Below are 21,904 nucleotides of genomic sequence, written 5' to 3'. Positions count from 1 at the left end.
CGAAGTTGTCCCGACGGAGCGTCACAAAAACCCAAAACCGGATCTGCACCCTCTGATCCCATCGACAAAGCCTCAGACCTCCCAGATCTCCAGGGGCATCTCCGTCAGCCTCAGGGCTCCAGATGATGTCGTCAGGAAGGTGTCCTCCACCCCTAAAACACCTTTGCCCGGATAGATGATCTTGGGCTCCACGGCGATGGTCATCCCTTCCTGGATCTTGTGGTCCAGCGGGGCGAGCACCGGATACTCATCCAGCTCAAGACCTACACCGTGACCCACAAAGCCGCATTTGCTCCCTACCGGTCCACCCAGGAAATCGCCATAGCCCAGGCGCGCCCCCTCTGATTCTGAGAGCTCGAACAGCTCTCTAGCCGTCCTGCCCGGCTTCATCTCCCTGGCGATGGCCTCCTCGATCTGGCAGGAGGCCTCGTAGGCCTCCACGAGCTCCGGCTCGATCTTGCCCAAAGAGAAGATCCTGGTGGCATCGGCGATATATCCATTGCAGATGCCCACCGTGTCCACAAATACCGGTTCGTTTCTCTTTATCTTTCTGTAGCCTGGACCATGAGGAAACACCACCGAGGTTCCCTTGCCGCCGGTGGGCGAGGCCAGGAAGCTGGGGATGGCAGCGCTCGATCCGGACATTATATGGCCTATGGGAACGATGCTGTTGAAGCGGCGAAAGCGCAGGGATCCCTGATGGCCCATCAGCCTCATCTCCGATTCCATGCGGCACATCAGCTCCACCTCAGTCATTCCCTCTTTAATATGATCCGGAACGGTGGAGAATCCCTCCACCAGCATCTGTGCAGCTTCCTTGGCCAGTTTTATCTCGAACTCTGACTTGACTGAGCGGATATGCTTGATCCTCTCGGCAACATCGACAAAAGAAGCATCCTCCAGGGCCTTGTTCACCCTAAAGTAGAAGCTGCAGGGAAGGACATCCATCTCCAGGCCAATGGTAGCGCTCGTTTTGATGCCCAGGTCCTCTTTTAGATTTCTCATATTCTTTAGCGGCCGGACCTCCAGGGGCGACTCCTCTTTTGCCCTCACCAGGCTTCTTTTCATCATAATAATCGGCTCGCCGTCTCTGGGTATGTAGACCAGTCCGTCCTGGGCGGTTCCAGAGAAGTAGCACATGTCCACCGCCTGAAATAGAAGGGCTCCGTCGATGTCGTCCATCCGATCTTTTAGCTTTTTTATCCTGCTATCGATCTCTGACTTGGGGTGAAGAACATAATCCATTTTGCCTGCCTCTTATAATCCATTTATTATATCTTTTTTTATCATCAATTGAGCCTGGCCGTTATTGCAGTGTTTTGCTGGCTATGCATTTTTGCCATTCTGTCAGTGATGGTGCATGGCTGATCATCTTGATCATTTATTTACCTAACCATCTTGATCAAGTCAACTACCGCGTCCTGAAGGGCGCGGCTTGCGACTACGCAAAAAGTCGTGTCGCGTCTGGCGGGCTGACATTACCGCCCTGAGACTCCAGGATATACCTCAAGTCTCGTGTTCGGTGCTCTATGTTCATAGCACCAGCTCTGTCGGCATGGGTTTCGTAACCGCATTTTTCGCACCTGAAGGCTACGCCGCAGCGGTTATTTCGGCTGATGTGGTTACATCTGGGGCAAGTTTGGGAAGTATATTCAGGATTTACGTAAATTATAGCTATCCCGGTCTCTTTGGCTTTGTATTCCACAAAAGCCTGTAGTTGCCTGAATGCCCAACTGCTATGCTCGTACCTGAATTCTGTGGAGACTTTGTTTTCCGTTCTCTTCCTGATGCCCGTCAAATCTTCCATGCCGATTGCCGAAACGCCGTTATCTACAGCAAATTCTATGAGATCCTTGGATACCTTACATGCGTCTTCGGTTAAGACCACAATCCCTCCCTGAATCGTTCTCTATTGACATGCGGATCAAGTGCCTCACTTGAACACACATTTAAGACTGTAGAGAAATCATGCTCTATTCCAAGGTAATCCAATATCGCAGACAATAGATGCGAGGAATTTTGGACAAAGATGTTACTCCATCTCAATTGAGTAAAGCGAACCATTTTGGCACCGGGATTTAGTTTTCGCACTATCGAATACAATTTTCTGCTGACAAGAAGCGTCAAAATTGAGACCCAGATTAAGGCCTCAATCGCGTATGGGCTCTTTGTTGTTATCTGATCTAGCGCATATCTGCTCTTCAATTCTTTGAAGATGAGTTCGACTTCCCATCTCCCAGAATAAACCGCTGCAACCTCTGAAGCATTTAATATATCTGATGAAATATTAGTTAGATAAAAGTGATGTTCTTCTGCTTCGGTATTATAAATGGCGACTAATCTAAATATCTTATTATCTTTTTTGCTCTCGCCGCGATAGGATCTTCGGTCAAATGATACTTCCACATTTACATCAAAAATATCATCGGATTTTTCTAGTTTAATATCTTTCAAATGTTTCCCGTTTAGATCAACGCCACGGGTATTGCGTACCTGATTTGTTCCTACTATTAAGGGATTTGCATTGCTCTTGAGGCGAGAGACAAAGGATCCGCCGTTTTCAACTATCCTGCTGAACAGTTGATATTTGTAAAATCCTAGATCTATTAATAATATTATATCTTTTACCCAGGGACCTATTTTTAAGGTCTTTACATCGTTGGTATTCTCAGGCAGTATCGAAATGCTTTTTGGACTATTGGCTATGGCACTTGTTAAAAATGCCACTTTTACTCCTGCAGCCACTTTTCGGGAACGAGTGGCTGGCCACTTATCAGCAAGGCTTTTATGAAGCCGAATAATAGTGCTATCTTGAATCATTACATCCCGAAAGCTAGCTAGACGGTCACCCAAAATCCTACTGGGTTCTTCAGAAATGTGCTCTATGCCGTGAATCACACATTCTCTGAGAAATTTTACCAGTTCTGGAGTGAAACGATCATGCCAACTGCTGTCTGAAATTGATACTTTCCCTCTGACTTCGTAAACGCGTTTCAACTCCACTATAGTTCGATACAACTGTGAGCCATAGCCGATAGCGAGAGTCCAAAACATTATCACTGGATCAATCTTTCTTTCTCTTTCGATCAATCCGCTCTCTCTTGCTTTATCTCGAATCCACTTGGATTCAAACATCCTGGTTAGTTCTTGCTCGACTATATCTTTCTCAATTTGTGATACTCCTTTTCGCATGCTAATCCCTTGGATTGAATATAGTATCACATATTCCATATAAATCTTATTAGATGAACTATTTCAGAAGATAAATTAATGTGCATTTATAACGATTGTGCTAGGAATGATCTGCTAACCGAAGACGCATGGGATACCTTATGGTTGACGGCAGTCATAAACCGTGTCTCTAGGCCTGCTATTTTTCTAAGAGTTCTCATAGAAGATCGAGTGCCCAAATATCGACCGCCTGCCTTCTGCAATCTCTGGCGTTCCTTGGATCGGATGTTTCGGTGGTTCTTGATTTCACCACCTGCAAAGAACTTGCATTGCTTGTCCGTGGTAGATGCAACCGCCAGACAATTAATACCGACATCAACACCCATGAAAGTGGATGCATCAACTATATTCTTGTCTGGAATATCCTTCGCACAGGCCAAATGGAAAAAGTAAGCTCCGTTTTTGTGCAAACAAAGCTTGGATGCCAGGTATTTCCAGGACCCGTCTAAGTATCTCTGAGCATACTGGTAATTCAAGATCTTATATCTCCTGCGCCCCGCTAATGTAGTTATGCTCAAAGTGTCTCCGGATAAGCCAAAATCGCGTTCGAACGAGAATGTAGCCGAGGTTGGATCGAAATCGAGGAATTGCCATTCTGATTCTCTTTTGTCGATCTGACTCTGAAGTGTTTTGTAAGCTCCCGAAACCTGGCGAGCTACATTGCAAGCCATCTGAGATTTCAGGGTTAAGATTGTTCCGTAGATGCTTGTAAGTGGCTTTTTGGATAAGTCCACTTCCAACAGGCTTGCCGATGTCAAACACGATTTGCGAGGCATAATTCATGCCTTGGGAGAATGCTCCTAGCAGCTCTGCTAGGTCATTATCCGGTGCATCTAGCTTCAGGATAATGGTCTTTGTGAGCTGCATGATTTGGTATATTCACTTAATGCTACATATGGTTATCCTGGGTGAAGATATTTGTACGCGCTCCTCCCCACCGTAAACGATGAAAACTCCGCGCTGCTGCGAGTTGAATCGTACGCATGGCATTGACCACTGAACTGCCCATAGTCAGGTGCACAATAGGATCGTTGCCTCACCAGTGCATCCGGCGCAGGTTGAAACCTTTATATGGGTGCCCTGATTAAATGCATTAATAGACCCGCTGAATGAGGCAGTTGAGGATCAGCAATAGGATAATGCAGTTGAATGGAGCAGTTGAGCAGGACAGTGGTTGCATATCGATATTCACCAACTCAAATAAACGAGGTTTCCGCAAAAAATGACATTAAAGATCGCTGTGGACATCGACGGGGTGCTCGCAGATCAGGTGGCTGCTGTTCTGAGGGAGATCGAGAGGGAATACGGCCTCATATATTCCAAGAGCGATGTCGATCGTGCGCACTGGACCTTCGAGGGAAGGGAGGTCTGGGAGGAGATATCTAGATTGCTTTCGGATCCGGAATATGTGATGCAAGTGCCAATTATCCATGGCTCGCAAAAGGCGATAAAGAAGCTCAGCCACCATGATGTCTTCGTGGTGACCGCCAGGAGGCCGCATACCGAAGAGGCTACCCGCCGATGGCTGAGCGCCCATTTTCCTTCCCTGAAGGGCTACTACTGGGCCAGAACGGGGACCAAGCATAATGTGCCATCAGATGTGCTTATCGATGATCTGGACATCAATATAGTGGAGTTCGTGAAGAGCGATCCAGATCGGCATGGAATTCTATTTCAGCACCCATGGAGCCTGAACGGCACTGGAATTGAGGATTATCGCAGCCAGGTCTCATACTGCCCGGAATGGGAGAGCGTTGTGAAGGCGGTGGAAACCATTGACCGCTCACGCCAGTGAATTCTCGCTACTGGTGAGATCGATCTTTTATAGTTAAGCCGAAAAATGGTTATCTTATGGGCTTCTGTCCCCTGGCCTGCGCTTTCTGTCGCCTCTCCTCCTGCTTTTCTTTCTTCTTATCCTTTCTTGCCTCTCCTCCAGCATTCTTCTTGAATAGGTTGATCATTGTCGATCTCCTCAATTAAACCCGATTATTGTTAAATGCTGACCATTTCTATATCAATCTATTCCCCTTTTAAGATAGATTCTCCATTGAAAATATAATAATGTGCAAAGAGCGAATGACATCTGACCACAGCTGACCTTCATAATCTTCTCTTTTCAGAGCGATAGGCTGATTATGGAAGAAGAAGAAGATCCAAACAGGAATGAACCGAGAGGAATTGACATAAGACGCAAATGAGGAGAGACGGGCAATGAAAGACAAAAAGATCCTGGAAGAGTTCAAGAAGACATATCCTGAGAAGTTCCTGCCCCCAGAGGTCATATTCAGCCACATCCATGCAGGAGATAGGATCTTCATAGGGACCGGTTGCGGCGAGCCTCAATTCCTGGTGGCTGAGCTGGTCAACTACGTCAACAATAATCCCAAAGCGTTCTTCGATGCGGAACTGATCCACATCTGGACGCTTGGCGTGGCTCCATATACCGATGAAAAGTTCCAGGATAACTTCAGGCTTGACTCCTTCTTCGTGGGAGACAGCACCAGAAATCCGGTCAACCGTGGTGCAGCGGATTATACCCCAATCTTCCTCTCATCCGTTCCCGATCTCTTCCGCTCAGAGATGGTTCCGGTGGATATAGCCCTAGTCCAGACCTCTCTTCCGGATAAGCACGGCTACCTTAGCCTGGGCATAAGCGTGGACGTGGTCAAGGCTGCCCTGGAAAAGGCAGAGGTCGTCGTGGCCCAGGTGAACGAAAACATGCCTAGAACACATGGAGATGGCTTCATTCATATCAAAGATATCGATTTTATCCTTCCCCATGACGAGCCTCTCCTCGAGTATTCGGTTAAGGCTCCCAACGACATCGTGCAGAGGATCGGAAAATACGTCGCTCGTATCATAGAGGATGGCTCGACCATTCAGGTGGGATACGGCCTGATACCGGACGAGGTGGTGCACAGCCTCGAGAACAAAAAGGACCTGGGAGTGCATACGGAACTCTTATCCGATGGCATCGTCGAGCTGATGAAAAAGGGAGTGGTCACCAATCAGAAGAAGATCCACAATCCAGGAAAGACCATCGCCTCATTCTGCATGGGAAGCCGGGATACCTACGATTTCCTGGACGAGAACCCATCGATCGAGTTCAAGAGGATCGACTACACCAACAATCCCCTCATAATCTCCCGGAACAGGATGATGACCGCCATCAACAGCGCCATGGAGGTAGACCTGACCGGCCAGGCAACAGCAGAATCTCTGGGAGGGACCTTCTACAGCGGCACCGGCGGTCAGGCGGACTTCATGCGGGGAGCGGTCCTGAGCCCCGGAGGGAAGACCATTCTCGCCTTCCCCTCCACTGCACTGAACGACAGCGTCTCCCGCATCGTTCCCGTCCTGCAGGAGGGAGCAGGGATCACCTTAACCAGGGGAGACGTGCATTATATGGTGACTGAATACGGAATCGCCTATTTGCACGGCAAGAACATCCGTGAGAGGGCAATGGACCTTATCGCCATCGCCCATCCCAAGTTCCGCCCCTGGCTGATCGAAGCCGCCCGGAAGAGATCTCTGATCTACAAAGATCAGGTCTTCATCCCTGGCGAGAAGGGAATGTATCCCGAGGAGCTGGAGACATACAGGACCACCAAGAAGGGGCTGGAGATATTCCTCCGGCCGGTGAAGATAACCGATGAGACCATGCTTAAAGACTTCTTCTACGATCTATCAGAGGACAGCATGTACATGAGGTTCTTCTCTGCCCGGAAGGATATGCCTCATAAGAGGCTGCAGGACTTCGTTGTTGTAGACTGGAGCCGGAAGATGGAGATCTTAGCGGTGATCAAGGAGAAGGAGAGAGAAAGAGAGACCATTATTGCTCTTGGCCAGTACGAGCTGAACCCAGACAAGTACCTGGCAGAGGTAGCAATAGTAGTAAAGGACGAGTATCATGGAATGGGGGTGGGCAAAGAGCTTCTCTCTTATCTGACATACATCGCCAGGAGGCATGGCCTCTTGGGCTTTACCGCGGACACACTGGTGGAGAACAAGGCCATGGTGAGCTTATTTGAGAAGATGGGATTCTATACGGAAAAAAGAAGAGAAGAAGGGGTATATGAGATGAAGATGCTCTTCCGCAAGTCCAAGGAGCAGAACCGAGAGGATGTGATATGAGAAAGAGCATTGCACTCCGTTCCTCAAATGCTGCAGCTATAGAATAATGATAAAATAATTATAAAATAGCGATGAAAGAGGGGGTGCCAGGGATATCTGAAGGGATCTTCAAGCCGCCGATAATCCCTGGTGATCCTTTTATCCTTTGAGCGGCATATGATCCTTTCATGAGCAATGAGCTGAAAGCCGCTATCCAGAAATGGTGCGAAAAGTTGGAGATACCCCTGGTGGGAGTGGCCAGCGTGGATCGATGGAAAGAACCCCCATTTCAGCCTTGGATGCCGGAGGAGTTCTATCCTCAGTCTATATACCCCGAAGCCCGGTCGGTGATAGTCATCGGCCTACCAATCAGCCTGCCAGTTCTGGAAACGTCGCCCTCTGTCTATTACCGGGAGCTGTACAGCACAGTCAACTCCCTTCTCGACCAGTATACCTACCGCCTGGCCAGCTATCTCACCCAATTGGGCCATCCTTCCGTCTTCGTTCCCAGGGATGGATACATCGGAATCCGGGCGCTGCTGAAAAATCCGGTGGCAATCTTCTCCCACCGCCATGCTGCCTTTCTGGCAGGCCTGGGAAGCTTCGGTGTGAACAATATGCTCCTGACGCCAGATTATGGTCCCCGGGTGCGCTTCGGCTCTGTCTTCACCTCCGCAGTTCTTCCATCGGACCCAATTAGAGATGAGAAGCTCTGCTCTGAATGCATGCGCTGCGTCAAGATGTGTCCGGTCAATGCACTGGATGAGAGGGATTACCCCCAGGGTCTGACCAATAAGAAGAGCTGTGCCGAGCATAGCAATGAGCTGAACCAGAAGGGCATATCCCCTTGCGGAATCTGCATCAAAGTCTGCCCGGTGGGTCTGGATCGGCGGCTGTTTCGCCGGGAGGATATATCGATTTATTCCCGGCCGGATCGCTTCCCGGAGGGCCACAGGGCCTGGGAGCATGCGCAAAACTACGGAGGGATATGAGGGAAGTTCGAGGGCTCAGATCATGATATGTGCATGATGCATATTAGATCATGAAACCATTCCTTTCAGCCCTTTTTCGATCCCCTCATCCATCTCCTGGCAGTAGCCATGCACTGTGCAGTCCACAGAGATCAGGCTCTTGGGCTGAGAAGCGAGAGCATAAGTTTTCACCGCCAGAGGATAGAGAATCACCGTATCGTTTCTGGAGTGGATCATAGCCAATGGCCGGGGTGCGATCAGAGGTAGATAGGTATCAGGATCGATGGATCGATAGAAGCGAATTATATCCTCATCCTCGATGCCCAACTGGGCAACGACGGCATCGGTACCATAACCGCAGGTGCTTAAGGCCAGAACGCCCTTAGATCTTTCATCCAGGGCGCAGGCGATGATGGCAGTTCGAGCACCATTGCTCTCTCCAGCATAAATGATCCTCTCCGGGTCGATCTCGGGCACAGAGCGGCACTATCTAGAAATCAAGTGAAATTTGTTTTTTACCAGCGATAGATTGTCTCATTTATGATATTATTGCTAATGTGGTTACACAAATCGGCCCATTTGGTTTGATTAAAGCAAATTTATCAGAATAATTTATAAAATAATTTTGTATTTTAAAAAAAATTACTAAGCTAACGCTATTGTTTTAGAATCTGGTTAGGCGATGCCGAATCTTTTAACCCGTATCTAGAAAAGGAATGAACATAAAGAATGCATTGAGTAGAGACTTTTGAGGCCTTCCAAAGACTCCTGCTCTCTTTAGCGCAGAGAGCTTTATCTGCTCTTTGATTCCTGGTTCCTCTAATTGTTTTTTTCTATGAGTCTTGAGACTTGTTGAATAGTAATTTTCTATGGGATTGTTTGTAGCCGGGGCATTATCGGTAAAGTAAAATGCTGTAAGGTTTGGCCAAAGCTCTTCGATTTTATCCAGCCTCTTTCTAACGGATATCATAAACGAGTCGGATTGCATCTTTAAAAATTTAAAATTATTTAAAGCTTCATGATAAGTTCTTTGCTCAAGGTTTTTGCTTTCTCTTCTACGTCTCAATTCCAGACGTCGAACAAAATCATAAAATAGGTGCTTGGCTTCTGCAATCCATGATTTGTATTCCTTGTTGCTTCTCTGTCTCATCATTTTCTCTTCTTCGATCAAGGTGGAAAGGAATTCAATCTCAAGTTCACGGTTAAAAAATATGTTAAGCATTTTGTATTTAAGCAATTCCTGTTCGATGCTTGTTTTTCGAGGAAAATCATTGACTATGAGCTTATTCAAGTGGAGCAAACAGAATTGATGGATTACCTTGTTGCCGAATACTCTTTTAAAAACATTGCTGTATCCTCTGTAAAGGTCTGTGACAATAAATATCTGCTTTTGAGTGTCGAGATTTCTTCGAAGGAAACCTTCGATAGTATCGGCATCTTTTGAATCGAAAAGCTCATCCGCGATTACTTGCCTTGTTACCGAATCAAGGAGTGTCAAACGATACTTTTGGTTTCGTCCTGCCTTGGGATGTTGCTCGTCATAATGCACGAACTGGATATTTTTGACCGAAGGGACATCTGTCTCCTCAATCGCGCACTGGACCATGTTCCGGATGGTATCTTTATCCCGAGGATACAGATAGCCCATTATCGATTCTATCACTTCATAAGATACGTGATTAAGCCTCAGACGTGTGCAGATTTCCGTGACAATCCCGAAGAAGTCTGCCTTTAGCTTGATCCAGAAGTCTCGATCTTCTTCGGTTGACTTCCCGCAAGCGCCACATAAATATTTCCCGACGTTTGCCCCTCCGAGATGTCTCTTCTGGCAGGTGTTAAAACCATTATGGCTCATTGGATGGCCACATTCGGGACATAATGGCGGCACTATTTTCCGAAAAATACCGCTCGCAGTAAATTCAAAGTCGTTTGAGTAATCCTGGAAGATATTTGAAAGCATTTCACGATACGGAAAATTTATCAAGCTTAATTGCATCTCAGTCATTGTAGGGTCACACAGGGTACATGATTATCATAATATTAATAACTTGTGATAGAATGTGCCCTGCCTACATCACTTATTTAGGAGATTGTGCCCACAGAGCGCAGAACTTCGGCTGCAGACAGGGCATCATAGACCATCATATGCTCCACAGGCTCTCTTCCATCTATAAAAAGCGCAAGATCCGCATTAACATCAATCGCCCCCAGGTTTCTCTGGTCCAAGGTGATTGTGGCATATCCCAGGTCGGCCAGGCGCTTGGCCAAACCCTGCTCCCGCTCTTTGGTCACTGTGGCTCCGGGCAGGAGAACTATTCCGGGAATACTGTCCTTTTTGTTCGCATCATCGCTGACGGTCTTGCTAAATCTCGAAAGTCTCAAAAGTCCCGCCATCTCCGCTCCCCGGCTGGCATACCGAACTGTAATCAAGGAGCTATTGCCTTCAACCGTCTCCTCGCTCAGATTGAACTCGGGCATTGAGATCAGATAATCCAGCCTGCCATCTTCTTCCACCTTCCAGTCCAGGCTATTGAGCTTGGTTGCTGGAATGCTGCCGGGAAGGCCCATCCATCCAATGAATAGAGCAATAGCCAAAGCGGCAATTAGAAGTCCTGCTCCTGCCTTGTAGCTTGCCATTTTCTCGTATCTGCTCTTCACCAGACCTAGAAAAAGCTGGCGAAAAGGATCTTGAGATCGATAAACCTATTGAGTATGAGGAGATGAGTGATCCTGGAGAAATCCGGAAATGAAGATAAATGAATTAGCTCCCGTAATAGCCTCTCGAGAGGTTGAGGTCGAGGCCTCGCCAGAGACCATCTGGGATATCATCGTCGCCGTCGACAGCTGGCCGGACTGGAATTCGGATGTCAAGGCCGCCTTTATAGAGGGCGATCTGGCTGTCGGCACGAGGTTCAGTTGGAAGGCTGGCCAATTGACCATCCGCTCAACAGTCTTGCAGATGGAAAGGCCCCACCATCTGGTCTGGACTGGCACGACCACTGGAATTAAGGCGGTTCATCTCTGGCAGATCGAGAAGAGAGGAGAAAAAGCGCTCGTCAGGTCGGAGGAGTCCTGGGAAGGTCTCCTGCCAAGCATTCTGCGCGGCACAATGAAAAGGATGCTCTCAAGGTCGATCCAGCAGACGCTCTTATATCTCAAGAGGGAAGCGGAGAGAAGATCTTTATGAGGCAAGCTTTTGCATCATCATATGGCCTGGAGTGCGGCTGGCTAAAAAATTAAAGAGTCTTGTCAGTATGCCCTTTAGATGCTTGGAGCCCATTCCTGCTCGGCCAGGTTGATCAGAGTTCCGTTATCGCTTACCTCATAGCCAATGGGAATCTTGCCCCAGCTCCACAAGTCATCATTCGCTAACAGTCGGGCGTCGCCAGTCTGATTTGTCTGGTTTGTTTGGTTTGTCAGGTTTTGCAGCATGCTCTCCTGGACCGCAGAGGGGCTGGAAGAGCCTTCTGTCAGATTGGCCAGTATTGCCATGCCAGAATCTCTGCTGATGTTCACTGTATCCGTTGACTGGCTGCTGCATGCTATCGCTAAAAGAATCAATACAGAAATTATATACATCTTCATAAATATAACCTCCTATGGCGTTATACCAAGACTCTCCAATGATATTCTTGATAGGAGGATTCGACCAACGGCTTTTTTTTAGATGCTGCAGTCGCCCTCATCTATCAGCTTATTCCTTCCTCTTTCTTTCTATGTTCACCAACATATCAATTTTTGCATCGATATGAATTCTGGACATTTCTGCAGCCGGGGAGCAGTCTCCAAATCAGCATTGCGGGGAGGAAAGGCTGCCCCTGAACATATTTGGCTTCACTGGCAAAACAGTCCTGCAGCTATCCAGCCTCATGCAGACCACCAGAACCTGAATCCTATCAAAAATTTGTGGCTATTTTCGCTCATCTGCATGGCTGCTGCCGCAGGAGCAGCCTTCCCCACTCGGGAGATATATAGCTAAGATTTAAACAGCTTCTTGATCATCCCCATAAATCCACTGCCGCTGTCCTGTGCGGATAGGATATCCTTCATCATTGCTTCAGCCTCTGGCGACGAGGTGAGTGCCATCTTCGATTGCTCATCAAGCAGCTTTGAGAGATCATCCGGTTTCATCTCCTTTTCTGGGGAGCTTTTTGTCAAATATCCCAGAATCAGAGGCAGAGCCATAGTAAGCAGCTGGCCGACGACCTCCTGAGGCAGTCCAGTCTTTTTAGCGATCGATTGCTGAATGGGAATCATGCTGCTCCCCAATATGGAATTGAGCATGCCCGGTCCAAAGGATGAGCTGCTGCTGCCAAAGTATTTGGCCATGTCCTGCATTGAGTTGCCCTTGGCTGAATCGGCAAGACCGCTCAAGATAGCGTTCGCCCCATCATTGCTGGAGGCTTTGCTGCTCATGGCTCCCAATAATAGGGGCAGGCCCATCTCCAGGGCGGATTTGGTGGATTGTTCGTCTGCACCAACTTTGCTGCTTAATATAGAGAGATTATCTCCCGCCATAAGCTGTTCCATTGCCATATTAACCACTGAATCCATTAATTCATCTCCTAATGAACAGTTGAGCTATGTACTTGCTAAGCATATATGCTCTAATGAGTATTAACTCCTTTCTCTGGACATTCAGTAGTTCTAACCAGAGTTAATAATTGTCAGAATAAAAAAGATTGATGAGTTAGGACCATCCTCATGCCCTTTTCCCAACCACTCCTTCCTATGATTCCAGTATCTTCCCGTACTCCAACTCGCTCTTGGGATGGGGCTCCTTTATCTCATCAGGGTAGCCAAAGGCGATCATGCATTCCACCTTCGATCCCTCCGGCAGATCGAGGGCCTTTCGGATATAATCCTCAGAGGTTTGGCCATCATTATGCATCCGGTTTCGGATCTGGATCCAGCATGATCCCAGCCCCAGGCTCTGGCCAGTCAGCTGCAGGATGATGGAAGCGATGGAGCAGTCCTCAATCCAGACGTCCGATTCCTCATCCCTGGCTATGACCACCACACCCAGACTGGCTCCCTTCAGGAAGCCGGAGCCGCTTTGTTTGGCGCGGGACAGCACCTCCAGCATATCCTTATCGGTGATGAACAAAAGCCGCCAGGGATTGATACCCCTGGAGCTTGGTGAGCGCAAAGCAGCCTCCTTGAGCTGATCAATGATTTGTTCATCGATCTTCACATCCTTATATTTCCTGATGCTCCGCCGGTCTCTCAATATATCTAGCATAATCGTCCTCCACTGTCTGCTGAAATCTTTCGTCCCCCGGACATAAATCGTTTATCTTCCGTCTTTCATCTTTTATCTTCCAGATTTCATCTCCATCTTTCATCTTTCGTCTTCTCCGGGCTTATGCTCTCTTTTCAAAGCCGAAGAAAAGATATCAGATGCGGTCGATTGAAGATGGAGAGGTGACAAGCTCAATGGATAAGAAGATAGTCTATTTTGATGAGGGAGGATCGGAAAATACCCTAGAGACATTTCGGCTGGTGCAGGAGAGATCAAGCAGCCTGAACATCAGGAAGCTAGTCCTGGCTTCCACCACTGGATCTACTGCGGTGAAGGCGAAAGACTTTTTCAGCCGGGATGGTATCAAGCTGATAGTAGTGCCCCATCAGTGGGATTTTCATCGGGAGCAGAATGCCTTTCCTGAGCCGCTGACGAGAGAGCTGCGCAGAGAGGGGCATGAGGTTCATTTTGGGACGATGCTCTTTCATACCGACGGGCTCTACGGCTCAAACAGCGCTACCACAATGGCTAACCTCCTGCGATGCTTCTGCCAGGGGGTAAAGGTCTGCTTCGAGATAGTGCTCATGGCCACAGATGCCGGCCTCCTGGTCTCGGGAGAGAAGGTAATAGCAATAGCGGGGACCGCCTCAGGATCGGATACCGCACTGGTGATGCAGGCCGCCTCCAGCCAGCATCTGAAAAGGCTAAGGGTTAATGAGATCATCTGCAAGCCTCTCAATCCCTTGAATATAGACGAGCTGAAGGGAAGGTGAGAAGAAGAAGCTCGAGGACGAGATTGAGGGAGAGGAAAGGAGACAATGCAGGTGCAGGAAAAGGGCTTTTCGCTGAATTATGTGGGTCAGGCCCGGCCGCGGTTTTGGTCTCTGTTCCTCTGCGCCTCTGTGGTTGGGTCAGGATCGCTGTTCACCCCAGATGCAAAAGGATACAGAGAATTTCCGATTCAAGTTCACCCATACTACATAGCGAGGAGCCCAGAAAAAGGAATGAAAAAGGGAAAAGGGAGCACGTGCAGGGATACTATAAGCGCTTGGCTGTGATAGAGCCCCCCAGTTTCTCAGAGGGGTTCAGCCACATTCGGGCGCATCCCCGAGCGTCCTCAGCTCGAATTGCAGCATGCTGACAGCGGATTTAAACATGGATCAACCTTTGTTGAATCCTCCACCACCCTCAACACTGACATTTTTGATTTATTCGAGCCGCAGCCATTGCTTACTGTCAGTCTGTAGCCGCCGGAATCAGATGGTCTCGGATTAAGGATTATCAATGAGGGTGATACCTCTCCTGGAATTATCTCTCCATTCTTCTCCCATTGATAGGAATTTGCCCCAACAGCGGTGCCCTTCATTATGAACGCCACAGTCTCACCGGCGTCGGCAATCAGGCAATCGGGTTCAATTTCCACATCCCCAGGCGGCCTTTCTACTATCAGGCTCACAGCATTTGAATCGATGAATCCGCATCCATTGGATATAGCAACTCTGTATTCACCCATATCCTCCATATTCGCATCGAATATGGTGAGCTCCTCAGAGTTGGCCCCTGGAATGATCCTGCCGCCTTTTATCCATTGATAGGTCAGAGGCTGAGCACTCTTTGCCAACACAGTGAACGTCGCCGTCGATCCTTCGCAGACCTTCTGGCTGGTTGGCTGGACCAAAATCTCAGGCAATGCGATTATATCCAGATTTGCAGTCTCTGATTCGATCTGGCCGCAGCTGTTTCTTGCCTGCACATAGTAGCTTCCTTTATCGCCTGTGATGGCCTTTTGAATGGTATAAACCTCAGCTATGGCTCCTGGGATCTCCACTCCGTCCTTGAACCACTGGTAGCTCAGAGGATCATCGCTTATTGCCCGAACATTGAAAGTCACAGGCGTTCCCTGGCATACGATCTGGCTGGCCGGCTGGAGGGAGATGGCTGGCACCCCAATTGTCTGCAGATTTGCTGCCTCCGATTCAATCAGATTACACCTGTCTCTTATCTGCACTGAGTAGCTCGCTGTATCGCCAAAGGTTGCGGCTGGGATGGTGTAGGTATCAGCAGTTGCTCCCTGGATCATCTTTCCGTCTTTGAACCATTGATAGGATAATGGCTCGCTGCTGCTTGCCTGCACAGAGAATGTCGCTGCATCTCCCTGGCATACCCTCTGGCCCTTGGGCGGAACAAGGATCTTTGGCATTGAGACCATCTCCAGGTAAGCGGCCTTTGATTCGACCGAGCCGCAGCTATTTCTCACCTGTACCATGTAGTTGCCCATATCAAATTTGCCGGTTCTTGGAATAGTATAAGCATCCGCCGTGGCTTCATAGATCTCGATTCCATCTTTGAACCATTGATAGCTCAATGCCTCGCTGCTCTCTGCCTGAACAAAGAACGTTGCTGCCGCCCCCTCACACACCTTCTGGCTGGCCGGCGGCAGATGAATCTCGGGCAATGCAACTATCTCCAAAACAGCAGCACCGGATTTGATCTGGCTGCAGTTGTTTGCCGCCTGCACCCAGTAGCTTCCAGTATCGTTGAGAACGGCCCGAGCAATCGTGTAAACATCCTGGGTGGCTCCAGGAATCTTTATTCCATCCTTAAACCATTGATAGCTCAAAGGCTTGCTGCTCTCCACTTGGACGGTGAAAGTCACTGCGCTTCCCTGGCATATCTTCTGGCTGGTCGGCGGCACAAGAATCTCCGGCTTGGCTACGATATCCAGGATTGCTGCATTGGATCCGATCTGGCTGCAGCTATTTCTCACCTGTACCCAGTAGCTTCCCCTATCGCTGGGGCTAGCCACTGGAATCGAATAAGAATTCGATGTTGCTCCTTCTATTTCTGTACCGTCCTTATACCATTGGTATTCCAGCGGTTCGCCACCGCTTGCCTTTACGCCGAATGTTGCTGCCGCACCTTCGCACGTCTCCAGGCTTTTTGGCTGCACAAGAATATCCGGTGATGAAATTACATCCAGGCGGACTGCCTCTGATTCAATCTGGTTGCATTTATTTGCCACCAGCACTGAGTAGCTTCCCGTATCGCTGAGGTTAGCGGCAAGGATGGTGTAGGATTCAGATGTAGCATCGGGGATATTCGCTCCATCTCTGAGCCACTGATAGCTCAATGGCTCACTGCTCTTGGCCTGAACGGAGAACGTTGCAGCCGTTCCCTGGCATACCTTCTGGCCGGTCGGTTGGGCCAGGATATCAGGCATAGCGATGATATCCAGAACAGCAGCCTCCGATTCGATCTGACTGCAATTGTTGCTTACCTGGACCGAGTAGCTTCCCATATCGCTGAGGTTAGCGGCAGGGATGGTGTATGTATCAGACGCAGCGCCGGGGATATTCACTCCATCTTTAAGCCACTGGTATCTCAACGGCTCACTGCTCTTGGCCTGAACAGCGAATGTTACCATCGTCCCCTGGCATATCCTCTGGCGGGTCGGTTGAGCCAGGATATCAGGCATAGCGATGATATCCAGACTGGCAGCCTCCGACTCGACCTGGCTGCAGTTATTTGCCACCAGAACGGAATAGCTTCCCACATCGGCAATATCAGCTAGATCGATTGTGTACCTATCATCTGTTGCCCCCGGAATCTCGATTCCATCTTTTAGCCATTGGTACTCAATTGGCTCGTAGCTTGATGCTTCCACATGGAATGTTGCAGCAGCACCCTGGCATATCATAAGGTTTGCCGGCTGCAGAAGAATCTTCGGCCTGGCGATGATATCCAGACTGGAGACCTCTGATTCGATCTGGCTGCAATTGTTTGCTACCTGCACCGAGTAGCTTCCCGTATCGTTTAGTTTAGCGGCAGGAATAGTGTACGTATCAGACGTAGCACCGGGGATATTCGCTCCATCTTTGAGCCACTGATAGCTCAATGGCTCGCTGCTTTCTGCTTGAACCTCGAATTTTGCAGCAGCGCCCTGGCATATCTTCAGGTTTGCCGGCTGCAGTAGAATCTTCGGCCTGGCGATGATATCCAGATTGGCAGCCTCCGATTCGATCTGGCTACAGTTATTGCTTACCTGGACTGAGTAGCTTCCCATATCACTAAGGTTAGTTTGAGGGATTGTGTAGTATTCTGACGTAGCACCATCTATCTTGATACCGTCTTTGAACCACTGATAGCTCAATGGCTCACTGCTCTCTGCCTGAACGGAAAATGTTGTTGTAGCCCCCTCACACCCCCTCTGGCCGACCGGCTGTATCAGAATCTCAGGAATAGCAATTATATTCAGACTGGCAGCCTCCGATTTGATCTGGCTGCAGTTATTGCTTACCTGGACTGAGTAGCTTCCCGTATCGCTGAGGCTAGCGGCTGGGATGGCGTAGGATTCAGATGTTGCACCATCTATCTTGATCCCGTCTTTAAACCACTGATAGCTCAATGGCTCACTGCTCTTGGCCTGAACAGAGAATGCTGCCCTCGTCCCCTGGCATACATTCTGGCTGGTCGGTTGGGACAGGATCTGAGGCATGACTATAATATCCAGATCAGCTGCCTCTGATTCAATCTGGCTGCAATTATTCCTCAACTGGACCGAGTAGCTTCCCGTATCGTTTAGGTTAGAGGCAGGGATAGTGTACGTATCAGACGCAGCACCTTGTATATTCACTCCATCTTTGAGCCACTGATAGCTCAATGGCTCACTGCTCCTGGCCTGAACAGAGAAAGTTGCAGCCGTCCCCTGGCATACCTTCTGGCTGGTCGGTTGGGCCAGGATATCAGGCATAGCGATGATATCCAGAACAGCAGCCTCCGATTCAATCCGGCTGCAATTATTGCTCACCTGGACTGAGTAGCTTCCTGTATCGCTGAGGCTAGTTTGAGGGATGGTGTAGGATTCAGATGTTGCACCTTCTATCTTGATTCCTTCTTTGAGCCACTGATAGCTCAATGGCTCACTGCTCTCTGCCTGAACAGAGAATGCTGCCCTCGTCCCCTGGCATACATTCTGGCTGGTCGGTTGGGCCAGGATATCAGGCATAGCGATGATATCCAGACTGGCAGCCTCCGACTCGATCTGACTACAGCTATTTGCCACCAGAACGGAATAGCTTCCCATATCGGCAATATCAGCTAGATCGATTGTGTACCTATCATCTGTTGCCCCCGGAATCTCGATTCCATCTTTTAGCCATTGATACTTCAGTGGCTCAGTGCTTTCTATTTGAACCTCGAATTTTGCTTTTGCACCCTGGCATATCTTAAGGTTGGCCGGATGCAGAAGAATCTTCGGCCTGGCGATGATATCCAGATCAGCTGCCTCTGATTCGATCTGGCTGCAGTTATTTGTTATCTGCACTGAGTAGCTTCCCGTATCGTTTAGGTTAGAGGCAGGGATGGCGTACGTATCAGACGTAGCAGCGGGGATATTCACTCCATCTTTGAGCCACTGATAGCTCAATGGCTCGCTGCTTTCTGCTTGAACCTCGAATTTTGCTGCAGCGCCCTGGCATATCTTCAGGTTTGCCGGCTGCAGTAGAATCTTTGGCATGGTAATTATATCCAAACCAGCGGCCTCTGATTCGACCTGGCTGCAGTTATTTGCCACCTGCACCGAGTAGCTTCCCATATCGCTAAGGTTAGTTTGAGGGATGGTGTAGTATTCTGACGTAGCACCATCTATCTTGATACCGTCTTTGAACCACTGATAGCTTAATGGCTCACTGCTCTTGGCTTGAACAGAGAACGTTGCTGCCGCACCCTGGCATACCCTCAGGTTGGCAGGCTGGACAAGAATCTCTGGTCTGGTTGCGATATTTAGATAGGACGCAATTGATTCAATCTGGCCGCAGTCGTTGCTGACGATCAGGCTATAGCTGCCGGAATCATTGCGGGTCGCATTCTTGATGACAAAAGAGTCAAGGTTTGCACCAGGAATCTGCAATCCGTCTTTCATCCACTGAATTGTGATGGGATCGCTGCCGGTCACATCGGCTACAAGAGCTATATCCGATCCCTCACATATCTTTTTGCTGGCAGGCAAATGCAGTCCTGTGATCATCGGCATTGATCTAATGCTCAATTTAGCCTTATCGGATTGAGTCCAGCCGCATAGGTCACTGCCTATGATTACACTGTAATTGCCCTGGTCCGTACTATTGGCCGCTGATATGCTTAAAACGGCGGCATTGGCTGCGGTAATGTTCAGGCCATCCTTCTGCCATTGATAGGTATATGACTCATTGCCGGCAACCTGGACCTCAAAGGAGACCGGCGAGCCGGTGCAGACGGTTTGGCTGATTGGCTGCACCAGAATTTTTGGCCTGGATCTCACAGATATGTGAACCGCTCCGGATTCTGCCATACCGCATATATTGCTCACTGCCAGACTGTAATCGCCTTCATCAGTCGGCAGGATGCTGGAGATCAGATAGCGGTTTGTATTGGCTCCTGTGATATTCTCTCCGTTCTTCTTCCATTGGTAGTTCAGAGGCTCGGTTCCAGATGCCTGCGCATTCAATAAAACCTCCGATCCTTCGCAGGCAATCTCATCAAGCGGCTCAATCTCCACCACCGGTTTTGAGCTGACGGTCAGAACTGCAGGGTTCGATTCGATAGAACCGCAAGCATTGCTCACCCTCACCCGGTAGCTTCCAGCATCTGCCAACTTGGCGGCTGGAATTATGTATGAGTCTGTTGTAGCCCCAGCGATTTGGGATCCATTCTTCGACCACTGGTATGATATCGGCCCATTTCCGGCAGCGACCACATTGAATCTTGCTTCCTGGTCTTCGCAGGCTGAATAGTCAGCAGGCTGGATCTCGATCATCGGATGAGCTGATCTGATAGCGACCAGCCAGCCATCATAATAGGTAGCTGGCTCTTGTTGCTGACAATCGCCGTAGCATGCGCTTTTTCTTCTTGTAGTCTGAGCGATATAGGGCGTTGTCTTTCCGGCAAAGACAGAGCTGCCATCATCCGTTTGAATGACTGAATAGCCCTTATCATCCAGTTTGCTGCCAAATGTCTGATCCCATATCCTTTCGCCATTCTGATCGGTCATGATCAGCCAGGCATCAAAGCCCCCGGAGCCAAAGGATCTTGTCGAACCTATGAGAATATGGTGTCCTTCTCTTGTCTTGACCAGGGAGCCTCCTTCCTCATCGTATGCTCCGCCATAAACCTTATCTGCAATTTTATCTCCATTGGCATCGGTCTTGATAAACCAGATATCATATCCCCCAGAGCCAACGGAGTTGGTGGAGCCGAGCATGGCAAAGCCGCCATCAGCAGTCTGCTGGACCGACCACCCTCTGCTCCAGGGATTCCGCTCGCTTCTGGGCCCACCGAATGTCTTTTTCCATTGCTCATTCCCATTCGAATCAATTTTAATCAGCAGGGCATCAGAATCGCCATTTCCCCAGGAGCCGGTTGTGCCGGCGACGACGAATCCTCCATCACGAGTCTCCTGGATCGAATCCCCCATATCATCTCGGGATCCGCCAATGGTCTTATCCCAGATTTTGCCACCGAACTGGTCGATCTTGAGCAACCAGACGTCATACATTCCGCTGCCAAAGGATTTTGTATTGCCCGCGATGATAAATCCGCCATCAATAGTCTGTTTTATGCTGCTTGCTTCATCATCCAGTGCTCCTCCGAAGGCTTTATCCCATATCTTCTCTCCGGACGGATCTACCTTCATCAGCCAAACATCGTACATTCCGCTGCCATAGGATCTGGTTCTTCCGGCTACAATATAGCCACCATCAGCGGTCTCTTCTACTGAATATCCCTCATCCTCTCTGGCCCCGCCATAATTTTTTTGCCATAAAATATTTCCGCTTTTATCGGCTTTTATCAAAAATAAATCATAATTGTTATCGCCATATGACTTTGTTCTGCCAGTGGCTATATACCCCGCATCGCTGGTTCGCTGAATGGAATATAGCTCGTCGTCAAAGGATCCCCCAAAGGATGCATTCAAATCCATCGCGATACAGGGTTGGCTGCAATAAGCACTCTGACAGCACAGAATCGTTAACGCGGCCAAAAATATCACCAAAATCAACCATTTATTGCAGCTATAATTTTTCATATGAATTATCCCCAATGCCCTCAATTATCCCGCCCCAAATCTTCCAGCCCTTGATCATCCAGCCCGTTATCATGCAGCACTTAATCATATGAGACTCAGGACTCTTTGGCTCCGGAGGATCCTGGTCTTTGACACAGCAGAGATTTACATATTTTTTAGCATATTTTCTCATTGATCGTATAAATAGCTTTAGGCTTATTTAATATATATTTGTTATTTTACGGAAGGTAGCGGGCATGGAAACAGGAAAATCGCACTCATTTCACTGGATTGAGCTACTGAAAT

General features: G+C 48.8%; 17 protein-coding genes. 5 read left to right on the top strand and 12 right to left on the bottom strand.

Going from position 1 to position 21,904, the window contains the following annotated elements; genetic code table 11:
• Nucleotides 1-72: 72 nt before the first annotated feature.
• From MCON_RS12565 to MCON_RS12555, 3 genes are all read right to left on the bottom strand, one after another.
• Entirely contained in the window at nt 73-1,245 is a 1,173-nt protein-coding gene (locus MCON_RS12565) for a M24 family metallopeptidase (protein WP_013720323.1), read from the bottom strand.
• 196 nt (nt 1,246-1,441) lie between these two features.
• Nucleotides 1,442-1,888, bottom strand: a complete 447-nt coding sequence (locus MCON_RS12560) for an RNA-guided endonuclease TnpB family protein (protein ID WP_232844290.1) — start codon at nt 1,886-1,888, stop codon at nt 1,442-1,444.
• Nucleotides 1,879-3,192 carry an IS4 family transposase gene (locus MCON_RS12555; protein ID WP_083804753.1) on the bottom strand — a complete coding sequence of 438 codons (1,314 nt, stop codon included), beginning with the start codon at nt 3,190-3,192 and terminating at the stop codon, nt 1,879-1,881. Before MCON_RS12555 ends, MCON_RS12560 begins: the two co-directional genes overlap by 10 nt.
• 1,261 nt (nt 3,193-4,453) lie before the next feature.
• On the opposite strand from MCON_RS12555, the gene MCON_RS12545 reads away from it, so the two are divergent.
• The 3 genes from MCON_RS12545 to MCON_RS12535 all read left to right on the top strand — a co-directional run bounded on the left by MCON_RS12545 (nt 4,454) and on the right by MCON_RS12535 (nt 8,336).
• Nucleotides 4,454-5,026 (top strand): 5' nucleotidase, NT5C type, encoded by a 573-nt coding sequence (locus tag MCON_RS12545; RefSeq protein WP_013720321.1) that lies wholly within the window; start codon nt 4,454-4,456, stop codon nt 5,024-5,026.
• 416 nt (nt 5,027-5,442) lie between these two features.
• Nucleotides 5,443-7,365: a GNAT family N-acetyltransferase gene (locus MCON_RS12540; RefSeq protein ID WP_013720320.1), complete on the top strand. Its 1,923-nt coding sequence runs from the start codon at nt 5,443-5,445 to the stop codon at nt 7,363-7,365.
• Between the two features lie 167 nt (nt 7,366-7,532).
• Nucleotides 7,533-8,336, top strand: a complete 804-nt coding sequence (locus MCON_RS12535; RefSeq protein ID WP_013720319.1) for a 4Fe-4S binding protein — start codon at nt 7,533-7,535, stop codon at nt 8,334-8,336.
• A gap of 48 nt (nt 8,337-8,384) precedes the next feature.
• Here the strand turns inward: MCON_RS12535 and MCON_RS12530 are convergent, their stop codons facing one another.
• From MCON_RS12530 to MCON_RS12520, 3 genes are all read right to left on the bottom strand, one after another.
• Nucleotides 8,385-8,792 carry an alpha/beta hydrolase family protein gene (locus MCON_RS12530; RefSeq protein WP_013720318.1) on the bottom strand — a complete coding sequence of 136 codons (408 nt, stop codon included), beginning with the start codon at nt 8,790-8,792 and terminating at the stop codon, nt 8,385-8,387.
• A 217-nt stretch (nt 8,793-9,009) separates the two neighbouring features.
• Nucleotides 9,010-10,320, bottom strand: coding sequence for a transposase (locus MCON_RS12525; protein WP_013720029.1), 1,311 nt, complete (start codon nt 10,318-10,320; stop codon nt 9,010-9,012).
• Nucleotides 10,321-10,397: 77 nt separating this feature from the next.
• The gene (locus MCON_RS12520; protein WP_013720317.1) at nt 10,398-10,952 is read right to left on the bottom strand and encodes a dienelactone hydrolase family protein; all 555 of its coding nucleotides are present in this window, start codon (nt 10,950-10,952) and stop codon (nt 10,398-10,400) included.
• Nucleotides 10,953-11,061: 109 nt separating this feature from the next.
• On the opposite strand from MCON_RS12520, the gene MCON_RS12515 reads away from it, so the two are divergent.
• Entirely contained in the window at nt 11,062-11,502 is a 441-nt protein-coding gene (locus MCON_RS12515) for an SRPBCC family protein (RefSeq protein WP_013720316.1), read from the top strand.
• Between the two features lie 74 nt (nt 11,503-11,576).
• Here the strand turns inward: MCON_RS12515 and MCON_RS12510 are convergent, their stop codons facing one another.
• From MCON_RS12510 to MCON_RS16330, 4 genes are all read right to left on the bottom strand, one after another.
• Nucleotides 11,577-11,900 (bottom strand): hypothetical protein, encoded by a 324-nt coding sequence (locus MCON_RS12510; RefSeq protein ID WP_013720315.1) that lies wholly within the window; start codon nt 11,898-11,900, stop codon nt 11,577-11,579.
• Nucleotides 11,901-12,290: 390 nt separating this feature from the next.
• Nucleotides 12,291-12,869: a DUF937 domain-containing protein gene (locus MCON_RS12500; protein ID WP_013720314.1), complete on the bottom strand. Its 579-nt coding sequence runs from the start codon at nt 12,867-12,869 to the stop codon at nt 12,291-12,293.
• Nucleotides 12,870-13,044: 175 nt separating this feature from the next.
• Nucleotides 13,045-13,557: a nitroreductase family protein gene (locus MCON_RS12495; RefSeq protein WP_013720313.1), complete on the bottom strand. Its 513-nt coding sequence runs from the start codon at nt 13,555-13,557 to the stop codon at nt 13,045-13,047.
• A complete protein-coding gene (locus tag MCON_RS16330; protein ID WP_157863819.1) occupies nt 13,514-13,660 on the bottom strand; it encodes a hypothetical protein in 147 nt (48 codons plus the stop codon). Before MCON_RS16330 ends, MCON_RS12495 begins: the two co-directional genes overlap by 44 nt.
• A gap of 91 nt (nt 13,661-13,751) precedes the next feature.
• Here MCON_RS16330 and MCON_RS12490 point away from each other — a divergent pair, with 91 nt between their 5' ends.
• Entirely contained in the window at nt 13,752-14,330 is a 579-nt protein-coding gene (locus MCON_RS12490; RefSeq protein WP_013720312.1) for a pyruvate kinase alpha/beta domain-containing protein, read from the top strand.
• A gap of 344 nt (nt 14,331-14,674) precedes the next feature.
• Here the strand turns inward: MCON_RS12490 and MCON_RS12480 are convergent, their stop codons facing one another.
• Entirely contained in the window at nt 14,675-21,508 is a 6,834-nt protein-coding gene (locus MCON_RS12480) for an immunoglobulin domain-containing protein (protein WP_162145021.1), read from the bottom strand.
• Between the two features lie 97 nt (nt 21,509-21,605).
• The gene (locus MCON_RS12475) at nt 21,606-21,791 is read right to left on the bottom strand and encodes a hypothetical protein (RefSeq protein WP_048132469.1); all 186 of its coding nucleotides are present in this window, start codon (nt 21,789-21,791) and stop codon (nt 21,606-21,608) included.
• Nucleotides 21,792-21,904: the final 113 nt, after the last annotated feature.

The sequence above is a fragment of the Methanothrix soehngenii GP6 genome, assembly GCF_000204415.1.
Classification (GTDB): domain Archaea; phylum Halobacteriota; class Methanosarcinia; order Methanotrichales; family Methanotrichaceae; genus Methanothrix; species Methanothrix soehngenii.
Note: the sequence above shows the minus strand (reverse complement) of the source record. Positions and strands in the feature narration are given on the sequence as shown.

Excerpts from the sequence above, each read along its gene's own strand:
- MCON_RS12555 (WP_083804753.1), bottom strand. The coding sequence starts at position 3,192 with ATGCGAAAAGGAGTATCACAAATTGAGAAAGATATAGTCGAGCAAGAA.
- MCON_RS12520 (WP_013720317.1), bottom strand. The coding sequence starts at position 10,952 with ATGGCAAGCTACAAGGCAGGAGCAGGACTTCTAATTGCCGCTTTGGCT.
- MCON_RS12495 (WP_013720313.1), bottom strand. The coding sequence starts at position 13,557 with ATGCTAGATATATTGAGAGACCGGCGGAGCATCAGGAAATATAAGGAT.
- MCON_RS12565 (WP_013720323.1), bottom strand. The coding sequence starts at position 1,245 with ATGGATTATGTTCTTCACCCCAAGTCAGAGATCGATAGCAGGATAAAA.
- MCON_RS12540 (WP_013720320.1), top strand. The coding sequence starts at position 5,443 with ATGAAAGACAAAAAGATCCTGGAAGAGTTCAAGAAGACATATCCTGAG.
- MCON_RS12535 (WP_013720319.1), top strand. The coding sequence starts at position 7,533 with ATGAGCAATGAGCTGAAAGCCGCTATCCAGAAATGGTGCGAAAAGTTG.
- MCON_RS12490 (WP_013720312.1), top strand. The coding sequence starts at position 13,752 with ATGGATAAGAAGATAGTCTATTTTGATGAGGGAGGATCGGAAAATACC.
- MCON_RS12515 (WP_013720316.1), top strand. The coding sequence starts at position 11,062 with ATGAAGATAAATGAATTAGCTCCCGTAATAGCCTCTCGAGAGGTTGAG.
- MCON_RS12500 (WP_013720314.1), bottom strand. The coding sequence starts at position 12,869 with ATGGATTCAGTGGTTAATATGGCAATGGAACAGCTTATGGCGGGAGAT.
- MCON_RS12525 (WP_013720029.1), bottom strand. The coding sequence starts at position 10,320 with ATGACTGAGATGCAATTAAGCTTGATAAATTTTCCGTATCGTGAAATG.
- MCON_RS12475 (WP_048132469.1), bottom strand. The coding sequence starts at position 21,791 with ATGAGAAAATATGCTAAAAAATATGTAAATCTCTGCTGTGTCAAAGAC.
- MCON_RS12545 (WP_013720321.1), top strand. The coding sequence starts at position 4,454 with ATGACATTAAAGATCGCTGTGGACATCGACGGGGTGCTCGCAGATCAG.
- MCON_RS12510 (WP_013720315.1), bottom strand. The coding sequence starts at position 11,900 with ATGAAGATGTATATAATTTCTGTATTGATTCTTTTAGCGATAGCATGC.
- MCON_RS16330 (WP_157863819.1), bottom strand. The coding sequence starts at position 13,660 with ATGAAAGATGGAGATGAAATCTGGAAGATAAAAGATGAAAGACGGAAG.